General features: G+C 55.0%; 14 protein-coding genes. 10 read left to right on the top strand and 4 right to left on the bottom strand.

From position 1 onward, the window contains the following. Positions 1-85: 85 nt before the first annotated feature. Genes J1782_RS23760 through J1782_RS23740 form a run of 5 tightly spaced genes read left to right on the top strand, consistent with a single transcriptional unit; the run spans position 86 to position 5,092 of the window. On the top strand, positions 86-958 hold the full coding sequence (locus tag J1782_RS23760; protein WP_217154008.1) for a carbohydrate ABC transporter permease: 873 nt from the start codon (positions 86-88) through the stop codon (positions 956-958). Then, positions 948-1,847, top strand: coding sequence for a carbohydrate ABC transporter permease (locus tag J1782_RS23755; protein WP_217154007.1), 900 nt, complete (start codon positions 948-950; stop codon positions 1,845-1,847). Before J1782_RS23760 ends, J1782_RS23755 begins: the two co-directional genes overlap by 11 nt. A gap of 11 nt (positions 1,848-1,858) precedes the next feature. Beyond that, entirely contained in the window at positions 1,859-2,686 is an 828-nt protein-coding gene (locus tag J1782_RS23750) for a phosphodiesterase (RefSeq protein WP_217154006.1), read from the top strand. Next, complete coding sequence (locus J1782_RS23745) at positions 2,686-3,792, top strand: ABC transporter ATP-binding protein (protein ID WP_217154050.1); 1,107 nt, start codon at positions 2,686-2,688, stop codon at positions 3,790-3,792. Before J1782_RS23750 ends, J1782_RS23745 begins: the two co-directional genes overlap by 1 nt. Further along, positions 3,785-5,092, top strand: a complete 1,308-nt coding sequence (locus tag J1782_RS23740; protein ID WP_217154005.1) for an ABC transporter substrate-binding protein — start codon at positions 3,785-3,787, stop codon at positions 5,090-5,092. The genes J1782_RS23745 and J1782_RS23740 overlap by 8 nt, the downstream gene beginning before the upstream one ends. Before the next feature lie 39 nt (positions 5,093-5,131). On the opposite strand, the gene J1782_RS23735 is transcribed toward J1782_RS23740, so the two are convergent. Next, positions 5,132-5,740 carry an HD family hydrolase gene (locus J1782_RS23735; protein WP_217154004.1) on the bottom strand — a complete coding sequence of 203 codons (609 nt, stop codon included), beginning with the start codon at positions 5,738-5,740 and terminating at the stop codon, positions 5,132-5,134. A 348-nt stretch (positions 5,741-6,088) separates the two neighbouring features. Here J1782_RS23735 and J1782_RS23730 point away from each other — a divergent pair, with 348 nt between their 5' ends. Beyond that, entirely contained in the window at positions 6,089-6,733 is a 645-nt protein-coding gene (locus J1782_RS23730) for a hemolysin III family protein (RefSeq protein ID WP_217154003.1), read from the top strand. Between the two features lie 61 nt (positions 6,734-6,794). Here the strand turns inward: J1782_RS23730 and J1782_RS23725 are convergent, their stop codons facing one another. Continuing rightward, positions 6,795-8,075 (bottom strand): lysine N(6)-hydroxylase/L-ornithine N(5)-oxygenase family protein, encoded by a 1,281-nt coding sequence (locus tag J1782_RS23725; protein ID WP_165059207.1) that lies wholly within the window; start codon positions 8,073-8,075, stop codon positions 6,795-6,797. Between the two features lie 152 nt (positions 8,076-8,227). On the opposite strand from J1782_RS23725, the gene J1782_RS23720 reads away from it, so the two are divergent. Then, positions 8,228-9,109, top strand: coding sequence for a PhzF family phenazine biosynthesis protein (locus tag J1782_RS23720; RefSeq protein WP_152327788.1), 882 nt, complete (start codon positions 8,228-8,230; stop codon positions 9,107-9,109). Here the strand turns inward: J1782_RS23720 and J1782_RS23715 are convergent, their stop codons facing one another. Then, positions 9,110-9,979, bottom strand: a complete 870-nt coding sequence (locus J1782_RS23715; protein ID WP_165059210.1) for a LysR family transcriptional regulator — start codon at positions 9,977-9,979, stop codon at positions 9,110-9,112. Positions 9,980-10,180: 201 nt separating this feature from the next. On the opposite strand from J1782_RS23715, the gene J1782_RS23710 reads away from it, so the two are divergent. Genes J1782_RS23710 through J1782_RS23700 form a run of 3 tightly spaced genes read left to right on the top strand, consistent with a single transcriptional unit; the run spans position 10,181 to position 13,874 of the window. Beyond that, entirely contained in the window at positions 10,181-11,368 is a 1,188-nt protein-coding gene (locus J1782_RS23710) for a M20 family metallopeptidase (RefSeq protein ID WP_217154002.1), read from the top strand. A 23-nt stretch (positions 11,369-11,391) separates the two neighbouring features. After that, positions 11,392-12,189: a transporter substrate-binding domain-containing protein gene (locus J1782_RS23705; protein WP_152327791.1), complete on the top strand. Its 798-nt coding sequence runs from the start codon at positions 11,392-11,394 to the stop codon at positions 12,187-12,189. After that, positions 12,189-13,874 (top strand): M28 family peptidase, encoded by a 1,686-nt coding sequence (locus tag J1782_RS23700; RefSeq protein ID WP_217154001.1) that lies wholly within the window; start codon positions 12,189-12,191, stop codon positions 13,872-13,874. The genes J1782_RS23705 and J1782_RS23700 overlap by 1 nt, the downstream gene beginning before the upstream one ends. Here the strand turns inward: J1782_RS23700 and J1782_RS23695 are convergent. After that, positions 13,858-14,412, bottom strand: coding sequence for a helix-turn-helix domain-containing protein (locus J1782_RS23695; protein WP_208951408.1), 555 nt, complete (start codon positions 14,410-14,412; stop codon positions 13,858-13,860). The genes J1782_RS23700 and J1782_RS23695 overlap by 17 nt on opposite strands. Positions 14,413-14,432: the final 20 nt, after the last annotated feature.

The following is a 14,432-nucleotide window of genomic DNA, read 5'->3' as shown; positions in this document are numbered from 1 at the left end:
TCAAATAACCATCACACTTCCGCCATGTAACTGACACATAGGCAGGACAGGATAGGCACCTTATTTCGCTGACCGGTATCCTGTAATGCGCCGCACGTTGTTTCCTTATCTTATTTTGCTGCCGACGCTGATTTTCCTGTTTCTGTTCACCTATTACCCTTTATTTCAGTCAGCGATGGACAGCCTGTTTGACAGCCGTCTGGCGTCGGACGGGCCACCGTTTGTCGGTCTGCAAAACTATCTGCGTCTGGTGCAGGATCCCGTTTTCTGGCGTGCACTGCTCAATAACCTGGCTTACATCCTGATGACCGTCGTGCCCGGTATCGTGCTGGCGCTGCTGCTGGCCGTTGCGCTGTGGGAAAACACTTCGCTCAACCGCTGGCTGCGTACCGCGTTTTTCTTGCCGATGATTATCCCGCTGGTCAGCGCCGCAACCCTGTGGCTGTTCATTTTCATGCCTGGCATGGGATTGCTGGATTACACCCTGGCGAAAATGTTCGGGCCGATGAATAACAACTATCTCGGCATGAGCAACAGCGCGCTGATTGCCCTGAGCGTTATCGGTGTATGGAAATTTGCCGGGTATTACATGCTGTTTTTCCTCGCCGGATTGCAGTCGATTCCCGCTTCTGCCCGTGAAGCGGCGCTGATGGAAGGGGCGTCGCGCCCGCAGGTTTTCTTCTACGTCACCCTGCCGCTGCTGCGCCCGACCATCAGTTTTGTGGTCACTATTGCGCTGATTTATTCCATTACCCAGATCGACCACGTCGCGGTGATGACGCAGGGCGGGCCGAATAATGCCACCACAGTGCTGCTGTATTACATCCAGAGTCTCGCCAATGACACCCACGATTTAGGCAAGGCCTCGGCGGCGACTTTCCTCACGCTGGTGCTGCTGTTTGGTTTTTCGATGCTGAATCTGCGTGTGCTGGAAAAAGGAGCTCACTATGAGCGTTGAAACATCTGAAGCGCCGGTGATGACCGGTAAAAAATCGCAGGCGGGTGCGCGTTCGCCGTCGATGTTATTGCGCGGTGCGCGTCGTTCGACATTGCCGGTTTTACTGCTGTGCGCGGCGTTTTTGTGGATGGCACCGTTCCTGTGGATGCTGTCGTCGGCGTTCAGCGAAAGCAGCTTTTCGCCGGATATGGCCTCGTTACTGCCGCGCTTTCCGCTGACACTGCAAAACTTCCGTGAGGCATGGGACAGCGCTGACTGGCTGAGGCTTTACGCCAATACGATCTTCTTCTCCTTCGGCACGTTTCTGGTTCAGCTGGTGACCATCACCACCGCCGGTTACGTCTTCGCGTATCACGAATTTCGCGGCAAACAGACGCTGTTCTACCTGCTGCTCATCCAGCTGATGATCATGCCGGTCATCATGATGGTGCCGAACATGATGATCCTCAAACAGTTCGGGCTGCTCAACACCCTGACCGGCGTGATGATGCCGTACTTTGCCTCAGCGTTTGGCGTGTTCCTGATGCGTCAGGCGTTTCTCAGTATTCCCCGTGAAATCGAAGAAGCTGCTCTGATGGAAGGCTGCCGCTGGTGGCAGGTGGTGTTCCGCGTGCTGATCCCCATGTCATGGCCCGCCATTCTCGCCTTTGCGACCGTCAGCATTACCTATCACTGGAATGAATATTTATGGCCGCTGATGGTGCTTAACGACCCGGACAAACAGGTGCTCACCGTCGGGCTGGTGTCCTTTGCGATGGGCGCGGAATCGGGCGGCCAGTGGGGATTGATTACTGCCGGAACGCTGATGGTGTGCCTGCCACTGATGGTGGCGTTCATTATTTTTCAGAAACAGTTCCTGAAAAGCTTTGGCTTCTCGGGCATTAAATAAAGGAGTCATCCATGTTTTTAGCTCAGATTTCTGACATGCACTTTCGCAGCCATGGCCGCAAATTGTATGACTTTATCGATGTGAACGGCTGTAACGCCGAAGTGGTCAGCCAGCTCAATGCGCTGGAAGAACAACCGGATGCAGTGGTGATCACCGGCGATATCGTCAACTGTGGCCTGCCGCAGGAATATGAAGTTGCGCGCCGCACGCTGGGCAATCTGCGCTATCCGCTGTTTATCATTCCCGGCAATCACGATGACAAAGCACAGTTCCTGGAAGCGCTGCATCCGCTGTGTCCGCAGCTAGGCACCGATCCGCAAAATATGCGTTATGCCATCGATGATTTCCCGATGCGTCTGCTGTTTGTGGATTCCAGCCTGGCCGGTGAATCAAAAGGGTTCCTGACGCTGGAAACGCTGGCGTGGCTGGAAGGTCAGCTGGAGCAGGGCGGCGGGAAACCGACGGCGGTGTTTATGCACCATCCGCCGGTAAAAGTTGGTTCGGCGCAAATGGACGCGATTTCCTGCGAAAACGGCGACCAGCTGCTGGCTCTGATTGACCGCTTCCCGTCGCTGGTTCGCGTGTTCTGCGGCCATACGCACCGCCTGATTTTCACCCAGTACAAACAGGCGATCATCACCACCATTCCCGGTACTGTGCATCAGGTGCCGTATTACCATCATAATCCCGCGCCGTTCTATAACCTCGAACCGGCGGCCTGCGTCATGCACCGTCTGGTGGATAACACCGGGCTGGTCAGTTATCTGCATCCGCTGTCGCAATATCCGGGGCCGTATCTTTACGATGCACAAATCAGTTGTCCGGTGGATGAGCAATGATGTCGGGTATTCGTCTGGAACATATTACCAAACAGTTTGAAGGCAGCACGGCGGTGAATCATCTGTCGCTGGAGATTGCCGACGGCGAATTTCTGGTGCTGGTCGGGCCGTCGGGTTGTGGCAAAAGTACCCTGCTGCGTTTGCTGGCCGGTCTGGAAGAGGTCAGCGACGGGCGCATTATGCTCGACGGTAATGACATCTCCGGTTTGCCGCCCCGCGAACGTAATTTTTCGATGATATTTCAGAACTACGCGCTGTTCCCGCACATGACCGTTGAGCAGAACATCACGTTCGGTATGCGGATGCGCAACGAGCCGAAAGATCAGCACAAGGCGCGTGTCGATCGCGTGGCCGGATTATTGCAGCTGGAGCCGTTGCTCAAACGTAAACCGGGCAAATTGTCCGGCGGACAGCGTCAGCGCGTGGCGATGGCCCGCGCGATAGTGCGCGATCCGAAGCTTTTCCTGATGGATGAACCGCTGTCGAACCTCGATGCGCGCCTGCGTACCGAAGTCCGCGATGGGATTATGCAGCTGCATCAGCAGCTAAAAACCAGCACCGTTTACGTTACGCACGACCAGATGGAAGCCATGACCATGGCGGACAGGATCGCTGTGCTGGATAAGGGCCATCTGCAACAAATTGGCGCGCCGGAAGCGCTGTACGCGCATCCGGCTAACTTATTTGTCGCCGGATTTATCGGCACACCGTCGATGAATCTTTTTCTGCTGCCGTGCGCCGCAGGCGTGCTGACAGTCGAAAATCAGCCGGTGCATTTGCCGCAAACTGGTCACGCGCAGGCGCTTACTGAAGTGTATCTGGGCATCAGACCCGAACACCTCAGCGACCGCCCGGTGGATGGCGAAAGCCTGCAATTGCAGGCCACACTGACCTATCGCGAACTGCTCGGCGCGGAGTATCTCTGCCACGCCGACACTGCGCTGGGGAAAATTCGCTACGTTCGTAAAAACCAGCTGCGGGAAAACGTCGGGGAGATCCCACAACCCGGCGACCGCATCACTTTGCATTTCTCTTTGCACGACCTTCATCTTTTTTCAGGCCAAAACCAGCAGAACCTGCACCGGGAGAATCACCATCATGCGTAAAGTTTACGCACTGACGCTCGCCATTGGCTTCATTGCCACAGGCAGCGCCTTCGCCAAAGAAAATATCGATTTCATGTTCCCTGCGCCGGTTGACGGCAAGCTGACCATGGAAATGACCCGTGTTATCAAAGAGTTCAACCAGTCACAAAATGATGTCGAAGTGCGCGGCATTTTTACCGGCAGTTACGACACCACCAAAGTGAAAGCGGAAGCGGCGGCCAAATCCGGTCAGCCACCGGCGCTGGTGATCATGTCTGCTAACTTCACGGCAGATCTGGCGATCAAAAATGAAATTCTGCCGATGGACGAACTGTTCAAATTCGGCGATCAGAAAGCCACACCATTCCTGACGCAAAACTTCTGGCCCGCCATGCGCCAGAATGCGCAGGTGAACGGCGTGACGTATGCCATTCCGTTCCATAACTCGACGCCAATTTTGTATTACAACAAAACGATGTTCGCCCGGGCGGGTATTACCGCGCCACCGAAAGACTGGGATGAATTGCTGGCAGATTCGAAAAAGCTGACGGATTCGGCGAAAGGCCAGTGGGGCATCATGTTGCCATCGACTAACGATGACTACGGCGGCTGGATTTTATCCGCGCTGGTGCGTGCCAACGGCGGGCAGTATTACAACGCCGATTACCCGGGCGAAGTGTATTACGACAAACCGTCCACGCTGGGCGCACTGCACTTCTGGCAGAACCTGGTTTATCGCGACAAAGTGATGCCTTCAGGCGTGCTGAATTCCAAACAAATCAGCGCAGCGTTCTTCTCTGGCAAACTGGGTATGGCGATGCTGAGCACCGGCGCGCTGGGCTTTATGCGTGAAAACACCAAAGATTTCGAGCTGGGGGTGGCGATGATGCCTTCCAAAGTGCGTAACGCAGTGACTATTGGTGGCGCGAGTCTGGTGAGCTTTAAAGGGATTTCCGACGATCAGAAAAAAGCGGCATACCAGTTCATGCAATATCTGGTCAGTCCGAAAGTGAACGGTGCCTGGAGCCGATTTACCGGTTATTTTTCACCGCGTATGGCGTCTTATGACACGCCGGAAATGAAAGATTATCTGGCAAAAGACCCGCGTGCGTCGATTGCACTGGAGCAGCTGAAATACGCTTATCCGTGGTATGCGACCTATGAAACCGTGGCGGTTCGACAGGCAATGGAAAACCAGCTGGCAGCGTTGGTAAACGACGAAAAAGTGACACCGGAAGCGGCGGCGGCGCAGGCACAGAAAGATGCTGACACCATCATGAAACCTTATGTGGAATCAACGGTGCTGACGGTACCGAAGTAAATTTTTTAAACGTCCTCCCCTGTGAAGGGGAGGATTATATTACTTCAGCCAGCCCTGCTGATGGGCGTTATCAAGATGGCCGCGGATATGTAGCCAAAGTTCCGGGTGGATATCGGCGATAAAGGCATTGCGGGCTAAAACCTGCTCCAGACGGATATTGTTCTCCACCCAGCTCTGACCCTGATTGTTCAGGTTCATGACCATCGGCATGACGCGGTCAATGACCAGCGCAAACCGCGCTTCCGGGGTTTCTCCGGCTTCGTATTCATTCCACAGATCCAGAAATTGTGTGCTCAGCGGCGCAGGCAGCAGGCCGAACAGGCGTTTCGCAGCAATGATTTCCTGATCATGCACCGCCGCACGGGCAGCGAGATCGTATACCAGCACGTCACCGGCATCGATTTCGACGATGTCGTGGATAAGCGCCATGCGGATGACTTTATTGATATCAGTGCCTTGTGGCGCGAAAGGTGCCAGTGACATGGCTGCCACGGCGAAATGCCAGCTGTGTTCCGCAGAGTTTTCCTGACGCTCAGTGCCTAACACTTTGGTGCGACGTTGCACGCTTTTCAACTTGTCGATTTCCATCAAGAACTGAAAAACTTCGGTCATTGCGCCAAAATTCAGCGGGGAAGTTGCTACGGACATAGTCAAACCTTAGTCAAATTGACGGCATTATGAAGAGCATTATCAGAGATTTCCGGTACACCTTAATCGGTTGATGACAAAAAATCATGTTTTTGGGTGCGGAAAATGGCGCTGTCTTCAGAATGTCACACGGAGGAATTATAAACAAAGTGAATGAATTGAAGGGATTCCAGAAAGAGGTTGACTGAAATGATGATCCCGCTAAGAGACTGTTACATCAGGAAATACTCAATTTAGGCTTACAGGTGTACACTGGAATCATTCTCAGTTAATCTGCCTGTCGGCGTAATTTATAAACAGTGCCGGATTAACGTTATTTTATTGTTTTGCCTCGAGGGTTCTCATCGTATGGGTAAGTCATCACCACAGGGATATCCGTGGGCTGAAGAAATTGCCAACAGCCTGAGTCACGGCGTCGGGCTGGTGTTTGGGATTGTCGGCCTGGTCTTGTTACTGGTGCAGGCGATCAGCGTAAACGCCAGCGCAATGGCGATCACCAGTTATAGTTTGTACGGCGGCAGCATGATTTTGCTGTATCTGGCCTCCACGTTGTATCACGCCATTCCGCATCAGAAAGCCAAATACTGGCTGAAAAAACTCGATCACTGCGCGATTTATCTGCTGATTGCCGGAACTTACACGCCGTTCCTGTTGATCGGGCTGAATTCTCCCCTGGCGAAAGGGCTGATGGCGGTCATCTGGGGCCTGGCGCTGTTTGGCGTAATTTTCAAACTGGCGTTTGCGCACCGTTTTGAAGTGCTTTCGCTGATCACCTACCTGACCATGGGCTGGCTGTCGCTGATTGTGATTTATCAGCTGGCGACCAAATTGTCTCCTGGCGGTGTGGCGTTACTGGCTGTGGGCGGCGTGGTGTACACGCTGGGCGTCATTTTCTATGCATCAAAACGCTTCCGTTTCGGTCACGCCATCTGGCACGGTTTTGTGCTGGGCGGCAGCGCCTGCCACTTTATGGCGATCTACTTCTACGTGTAGATAAAACGGCGAGTCAAACAAAAATGAAAGCGGAGTCTTGTGCTCCGCTTTTTTGTGCCTGCTATTCGCCTGACCACCACTGCACCAGCGACGGCACCGGGCGCAGATCGTAATGCGGTTCGCCCAGCAGATGGTTCAGGATTTTGGCCGAGCGCCACGCAGTCAGCGTCAACTGGCCTTCGGCGCTGCCGTGGCTGTGGATACCGGCATTCACCGCGTAAATCCGGTTCTGTTCCGGGCCGTCCCAGCGCAGGTTGAAGTTGGGCAGCAACGGCAAATGTTGTTCGCGATCGTACGGAATTCTGTTGAGCATTGGCGCGAGATAATCCGGCAAACCGGGGCGATAACCCGTGGCGAGAATGACGATATCGCCGCTGAAATGTTCCTCGGATTTCTCCAGCCCGTGTTTCGCCTGCAAACTGAAATCCCCGGAAGCGTTGCGAACGATATGATCCAGCGCGCGGTGCGGCAGTAAACGCACGTTGCGCGGCTGATGCAACACGTCAAACCGGTGATAAAGCTGCTTATAAATATCTTCCAGCGTGTGATAACTGATGCCATCGGAAGGCAGTTTCTGCGTTCTGATCTCCTGCTCACGCACGTCTTCGGGGAGCGTGTAGAAGTAATTCACATACTCGGGCGTGAAATATTCATTAGTGAAAATCGACTCATCCAGCGGCTGAAAATTCGGGCGTCGTGACAACCAGCTCAGTTCCGCGAATTCACCCCAGTGCCCGCCCAGGGCATTGAGAATAATGTCTGCGCCGCTCTGGCCACCGCCGACCACAATGACGCGTTTGCCGGTGAAATCTGGTTCACGCAATTCAATTTCAGCCGCGTGGAAACAGTTTTCCCCCAGCGCCGCGCGTGCCGGTTTGGGGATCCACGGCGCATGGCCGGTGCCGAGGCAAATGTTGCGCGCGCGGTGCTCGCCTTTATCGCTCTGCACCACAAATTCCTGCTTTTTATCATCGAAATCAATACGCTCAATCGGCTCGGAAAAATGCAGACCGGGAATGCGGTCACACGCCCAGCGCAGATAATCTGAGAATTCATCGCGGCTGATGATCAGTTGTTCTGTCGCCAGAAAACGGTAAATCTTCTTCTGCTCAACCAGATAGTTGATAAAGGAGAATTCGCTGCGCGGTGCTACCGTCGTCACCAGATCCTGCAAAACGTAGGTCTGCATGGTGGCCGTTGGCAATAACATGCCGGGATGCCAGCTGAATTCCGGGTTGGCATCAAAAAAAGCCGTGTTAAGTTTCGCGGTATCCCTCGCCATGGCGGCCAGACTCAGATTAAACGGGCCGATGCCAATACCAATCAAATCCTTCGCGGGCATCTTTCTGTTCCTTATGTGTTTTAGAAAAGACAGTGAAGTGCTTTAAGCATAGGCCAGCCACCGCAAGCTGACATTTTTCTCGAAAATAGAAACAAAACTTCATAGACTCAGACACTTCGCCCGTTTCCAAAAGATGAACAAAAGGATCCGTTATGACCCGCCTGCGCCGTTTTAAACAAGTTGATGTGTTTACCGCTGAACCGCTGAAAGGCAATGCACTGGCCGTAATCCTCGATGCCGAAGGGCTGACCGACGCCGAAATGTTCGCCATGGCGCGCTGGACCAATCTTGCGGAAACCGCTTTTGTGCTTAAACCGGAATCGCCGGATGCCGATTACCGCGTCCGTATTTTTACCACCGACAAAGAGTTGCCGTTTGCCGGACATCCGACGCTGGGCACGGCGTACGCGCTGTTGCAAAGCGGCCTGAAGCCTAAAAATCCGGGGCATCTGATACAGGAATGCGGCGTCGGGTTGGTTCAGGTTAATCAGTTGTCCGAAGGCGGGCAGGCGTTTTCTGCACCGCCGGCGGTAATGAAACCGCTGGGGGCTGAACACAATGCGTTGCTGGAGACCGCGCTGCGCGGTGGCAAAATTCAGGCTGACGTCACGCCGGTGGCGGCTGACATGGGCATTATCTGGCTGGTGGTGCGCATGGAAAGCGCGCAGGATTGCCTGAATATCACGGCTGACGCAGCGGCCATCAGCGAGCTGCAAACGCGCCTCGGCGTGAACGGCATTGCGGTTTACGGTTTGCACGATAAAAACGGCCCGGCAGATTATGAAGTGCGGGCGCTGATCGACGAAGACGGCGTGCTGAAAGAAGATCCGGTCACGGGCAGCGCGAATGCCTGTCTGGCGCGGGTTTTGAAAGCCGGGGGATTCCCGGACGGTGCGCATATGGCCGAAAGTTACCGCGTCCGTCAGGGCACAAAACTTCAGCGAGATGGCCGTGTGACAGTCACTTTCGTGGACGGCGAACCGTGGATTGGCGGCGATACCTGCACGCTGATCGACGGCACGTTAGATCTCTGATCAGCGCGGCGTCAGCCCTTGTTGCGCCGTCTGTAACAGATGAATAAACGCCTGCCTATACGGCGTGGCATTGAGGTTATGGCGGTGCAGCAGCCAGGTGCGGTTCTTCACCGTCGTGCCATCGACGCTGACAGGCCGCCGGTAAAAATGCTCCGGCAGCGGTAAATATGTGGCGACAATCGCGTAGCCCAGCCCGTGCTCCACCATTGCCATACACACTTCGAGCTTATCGACTTCCATCGTGATGTTCGGCGCGTGCGAGAAATTGGCATTCCACCAGCGTTCAATCAGCTGCGTGACGTGCGCGCCGTGATGGATTTTTATCTGCGGCATGTGCGGAAGCAGCGCAAAATCAAAATCCTGACTGTTCACCAGCACATAGTCATCTTCTTCAATCAGGTGCTTACCTTCCTTCCAGTTAAAATCATCTTTCACCAGCGCCATATCAATCTCGCCGCGCAGCAGCTTTTGAATAATATCCTCGCTGAATCCGCTCATCAGGCTGACGCGGATCCCCGGATGCGTCTGGCGAAACTGGCTCAGCAAAGGCGGCAGACGATATGCCGCGTAATTGCTGGAAACGCCGAGCGAGATTTCCCCTTGTTGCGCCTGATCCAGGCTGTGCAGATTGAGTTTCAGTTGTTGTAAATCGCTGAGTACGGTCACCGCGTGCTGCGCGAGATATTCCCCCTGCGCGCTGAAAACCAGCCCCTTTTGCCCTTCTTCAAATAAACGGATAGCCAGTTTGCGTTCGATCTGACGCAGGCGATAACTCAGGGCGGGCTGCGAGGTGTAAAGCTGCTCCGCCGCGCGGGTAATATTTTTATGCTGATATACGGCGCGCAAAATCAGCCAGTCTTTTTCGTTCATGGATTTCCCCGGAGTACTGCCCGCAAAGTCGAATACCATAAAATAATTTTTGCGTAAAAAGGGCAACAGATAAAAAGGCTCAATTTGACCAAAATCCCTAAAAGCCCTATTTCTGGAAGGCATAGAGGCAAAACAACGCAACGGCCAATTCACGCTGTCAGAAAATAATTTTTGGCTTTGCACCATCGCAGGGAATAAAACATGTCGGTTTGCACTACAGAAGAACAAAAGGCCCAGATTATCGCTGCCGTCGATTTACTGGCGGCTCAGGCGACGGAACTGGCGATGAACATTCATGCCAATCCGGAGCTCAGTTTTGAAGAAGTGAATTCTGCGGCGGCGCTAATTGCGCCCCTGCGTGCGGCAGGTTTTGAGATTGAAGAAGAACTGGGCGGCTTGCCGACGGCATTCCGCGCCACTTATGACAGTGGTAAACCGGGGCCGGTGATTGCGTTACTGGCCGAATATGACGCGCTGGTCAATCTGGGCCATGCCTGCGGACATAACCTGATCGGCACGGCTTCCGTGACGGCAGCGCTGGCGCTGAAACAGGTTTCGCAGTTTCTGACGGGCAGGCTGGAAGTGATCGGCACACCGGCGGAAGAGGAAGGCGGCGGCAAAATTATCCTCAGCGACAAAGGCATTTTTGACGATGCCGATGCGGTGATGATGTTCCATCCACGCGATAAAACCATGGTGGTGCGCGGCGGGCTGGCGTGTGTCGATGCCGTCTTTAAATTTCATGGTAAAGCGGCGCATGCGGCGTCCGCGCCGCAAAACGGTATCAGCGCGCTGGATGCGGTCATCCACACTTTCAACGGGATCAACGCGTTACGTCAGCTTTTCACCGACGATGTGCGCGTTCACGGCATCATCACCGACGGCGGCAGCGCCACCAATATCGTTCCGGCCTACAGCGAAGCAAAATTCCTGATGCGCGCCGACACCGTGAAAGGGCTGGCCGCCGTGAAGCAAAAAGTCTTCGATGCGGCACGCGGCGCAGCGCTGATGACCGGCGCGCGGCTGGAAATCGAAGAAGGGCTGACCTATGCCGAACGCAACAACAACCTCACGCTGGCCGGATTCTTCCAGCAAAATCTGGAAGCAATCGGTGTTGAGGTCGTCCCGCCTCCGCTGAACGGCGGCATCGGTTCCTCCGATATCGGCAACGTCAGCCAGATAACGGCGGCAATCCACCCGTATATCCGTATCGGCGATGTCCTTCCTCACACGCCGGAATTCGCGGTTGCCGCCGGTTCAGAAGCCGGTTTGCAGGGCATGTTACAGGCCGCCAAAGCGCTGGCGATGACGGCTCTCGATTTATGTCAGGACGATACTAAGCTCCGCGCAGTCAGAGAAGAATTTTCAAACTGGCAGTCAAAACAATAACTTTGGGAAGAGAGGACAGAATAATGATGAAAAAAACACTGGCGGCTGCCGTTCTGGCACTGACCTTTGGCAGCGCGATGGCTCACGCTGACGGTGAAACCCTGCGCGTCGCCGCCGACATGGGCTATCCGCCATTCCAGTACCGTGACGCCAGCGGGACGCCGACCGGTTTTGAAATTGATATCACCAACGCCATCTGCGACGTGATGAAAGTGAAATGCGAGTTCGTGGTCAGCAGTTTTGACGCCGAAATTCCTTCCCTGCTTGCCAAAAAAGTCGATTTTATTTCGCCACAAGGTGCGACAGAAAAACGTCGTAAAGTGATCGACTTCAGTGATTTCGTGTATCACATTCCGACCAGGCTGGTGGTGGCAAAAGGCAGCCCGCTGATGCCGACGCCGGAATCGTTGCAGGGTAAACGCATTGCGGTTCAGCAGGGATCGATTCAGGAAATGTACGCCAATACCTTCTGGCAGCCGAAAGGCGTCGATGTGGTGGCTTATGCCGATCAGGATACGATCTATCAGGATTTGGTCGCCGGGCGTTTAGACGGCGCGCTCAGCCCGGCGGTCGCCGTGACCTTCGGTTTCCTCAATAAGCCGGAAGGTAAAAACTTCGAACTGACCGGCCCGGAAGTGCGTGACGATAAAATATTCAGCGTCGGCTCCTCCTACGGCGTGCGCAAAGACGACGCCAAAATCAAAGCGTTGCTCAACGACGGGCTGGCAAAAATTAAGGCTGACGGCACCTGGGAGAAGATCAAGGTGAAATATTTCGGCCCGCTGGACATGTCCGTTCATCAGCAAGGGAAAGCCCAATAATGCCTCTGCGTCCGCCGGTTCGTGAACATTTACTGCCGCTGATGGACGGCCTGTTGTACGAGTTCTCCTCGCTGCACAGGCTTTCCGGTTGTGATGATGCTGAACTGGCGGCGCATCGGATGGTGTCGTTATTGCAGGAACAGGGGCTGGATGCGCGCCTGATGCATTGCCCGTTGTATCTCAGTGATCCGCTGGCCGGCAGCCTGGAATTGTCCGGCAAACCCGGCTGGCGCTGTGAAGCGAAAACCCGTTCATTTTCCGCGCATTGCCCGCAGGGCGTGGAAGGGCTGGCTTTTTATGACGCAGAAGCCTGCGCGCCGCGTAGCGATCTACAGTGGAAAGCGTGGGCGCAGAACGTAAAAGGCAAAATCGTGTTCGCCGGTCAGGGCTTTGAAGATTACGTGCAACGGCTGTGTGCCGCCGGTGCGCTCGGTCTGATCCATATCTGGGGTTCTGCGGAATCCGCACTGCATGAAGAAACTGTCGGGCCGGTTTGGGGCACGCCGGAGCCGGATGATTTTTTGCGTTATCCGCGCCTGCCGGTGATTTCAGTCAATCAGCAGGGCGGCCAGCGGCTGCTGGCAGAGCTTCAGAATAACCCGCGGATGACCGTGAAAATGGCTACACAGCTGAATTATCACGTCGCCGAATGCAGCATGCCGGTGGTGGATATTCCCGGCAGCAGCCCGGAGTTTGTATTGCTGTCTTCCCACTACGATTCCTGGCATGAGGGCGTGACAGATAACGCGACCGGAAATGCGTTGTGTCTGGCGATGGCGATCCATTTTTATCAGCAGCGCGAGACGTTGTTGCGCGGGCTGCGGATTATCTGGTGGCCGGGGCATTCCAATGCCCGTTATGGCGGCTCGACGTGGTACGCCGACCGTTACCGCCAGCAGCTGAAACAACATTGTGTGGCGCATATCAACGTGGATTCGCCGGGATGTCTGGACGCCGTCAATGTGGTGCTGAATGCCAGCGGTTCTGAATCGCATGCGTTCTTAAACGCCGCCGTTGAAGCTGTGACCGGCGAACCGGCGCTGCGCATTACCGCGCTGGGAAAAGGCGGCGACCAGTCATTCTGGGGCTGCGGTTTACCGCTGCATTTTGCCTTCCGCGAAGTGCCTCAGGAAAAAACGACGCAGTCACCGGGCAGCGGTGGCGGCTGGTGGTGGCACACGGAAGCGGACACTTACGATAAGGCGGATCTGAATATTCTCTGGCGCGATACGCAAATTCACGCGCACTGGCTGGAAGTTTTACTGACGCAGCCCGTGCTGCCGCTGGATCCGCTGGCGTATCTTGACAGTTTGCAACACTCCCTCACGGAGCTGATCGCGGTTATTTCACCGGAATTCGACCTCGCGCCGGTGGCTGAAAAACTCAGGGAATTGCAACCTGAACTGGAGAAACTGACGACACGCTGGATGGCGGATCCGCTCGTCTGGCAGCCGCAGTTAAGGCGTGTCATCGCGGATTTACATCGCCTGCGTTACAGCTCGGTTGATGATTTTCACTATGATCTGAGTTATCGCGGCGGCGCGTTTCCCGGCTTTCAGGAGCTGGCGTCAGCCCGCGAAAATACGTCGCCCGAGATGTGGCTGATGATGACCACGCGCTTCTGGCGCCAGCGGGATCGCGCACTGGCGCTGATTGAAAACGCAGACGCTATTTGTCGCTCATAACGAGCAGATAGCGACAAGGCTGCGAACCCGGATTAGTGAATGTAATAGGCAAATCGACGCCAAACGTCAGGGCATCACCGGTGGCCATCGCGTAGTTTTCATCCCCGTAACGGATATCCAGCGTGCCTTCTACCATCCACAGGCGCTGCTTGTAAGCCTGCTGATGCCAGCCGGGATAGCTGACGCGCGCTCCGGCTGGAAGGGTAATTTCCACCAGTTCGGGCGCACCATTTTCTTCATGCGCGGTCACCTGGCGGCGCAGATAACCAATATCCGGATCCTGCCAGACTTCCTGATTCGCCTGCGGGCGCAGCGGGGCGGGCTGCGGGTTTTCTTCTGAGAGCAACTGTGCCAGCGACACGCCGAGGCTGGCCGCCAGACGCCCCAGAAGGCTGGCGCTCGGGCTGCTGTCCTGCCGTTCAATTTTCGAAATCATCGCTTTACTGACCCCGGAATTGTTTGCCAACTGTTCGAGGCTCAGCCCCTGAGTTTTTCGTAATGATTGCAGACGTGTAGCGATCAACTGGTCGATTGACATATCAGGCGTTCCGTTGTTTA

It is taken from the genome of Rahnella sp. BCC 1045 (genome assembly GCF_019049615.1).
Classification (GTDB): domain Bacteria; phylum Pseudomonadota; class Gammaproteobacteria; order Enterobacterales; family Enterobacteriaceae; genus Rahnella; species Rahnella contaminans.
The sequence above is the reverse complement of the archived record's forward strand: the minus strand, read 5'-3'. Positions and strand labels throughout refer to the sequence as shown.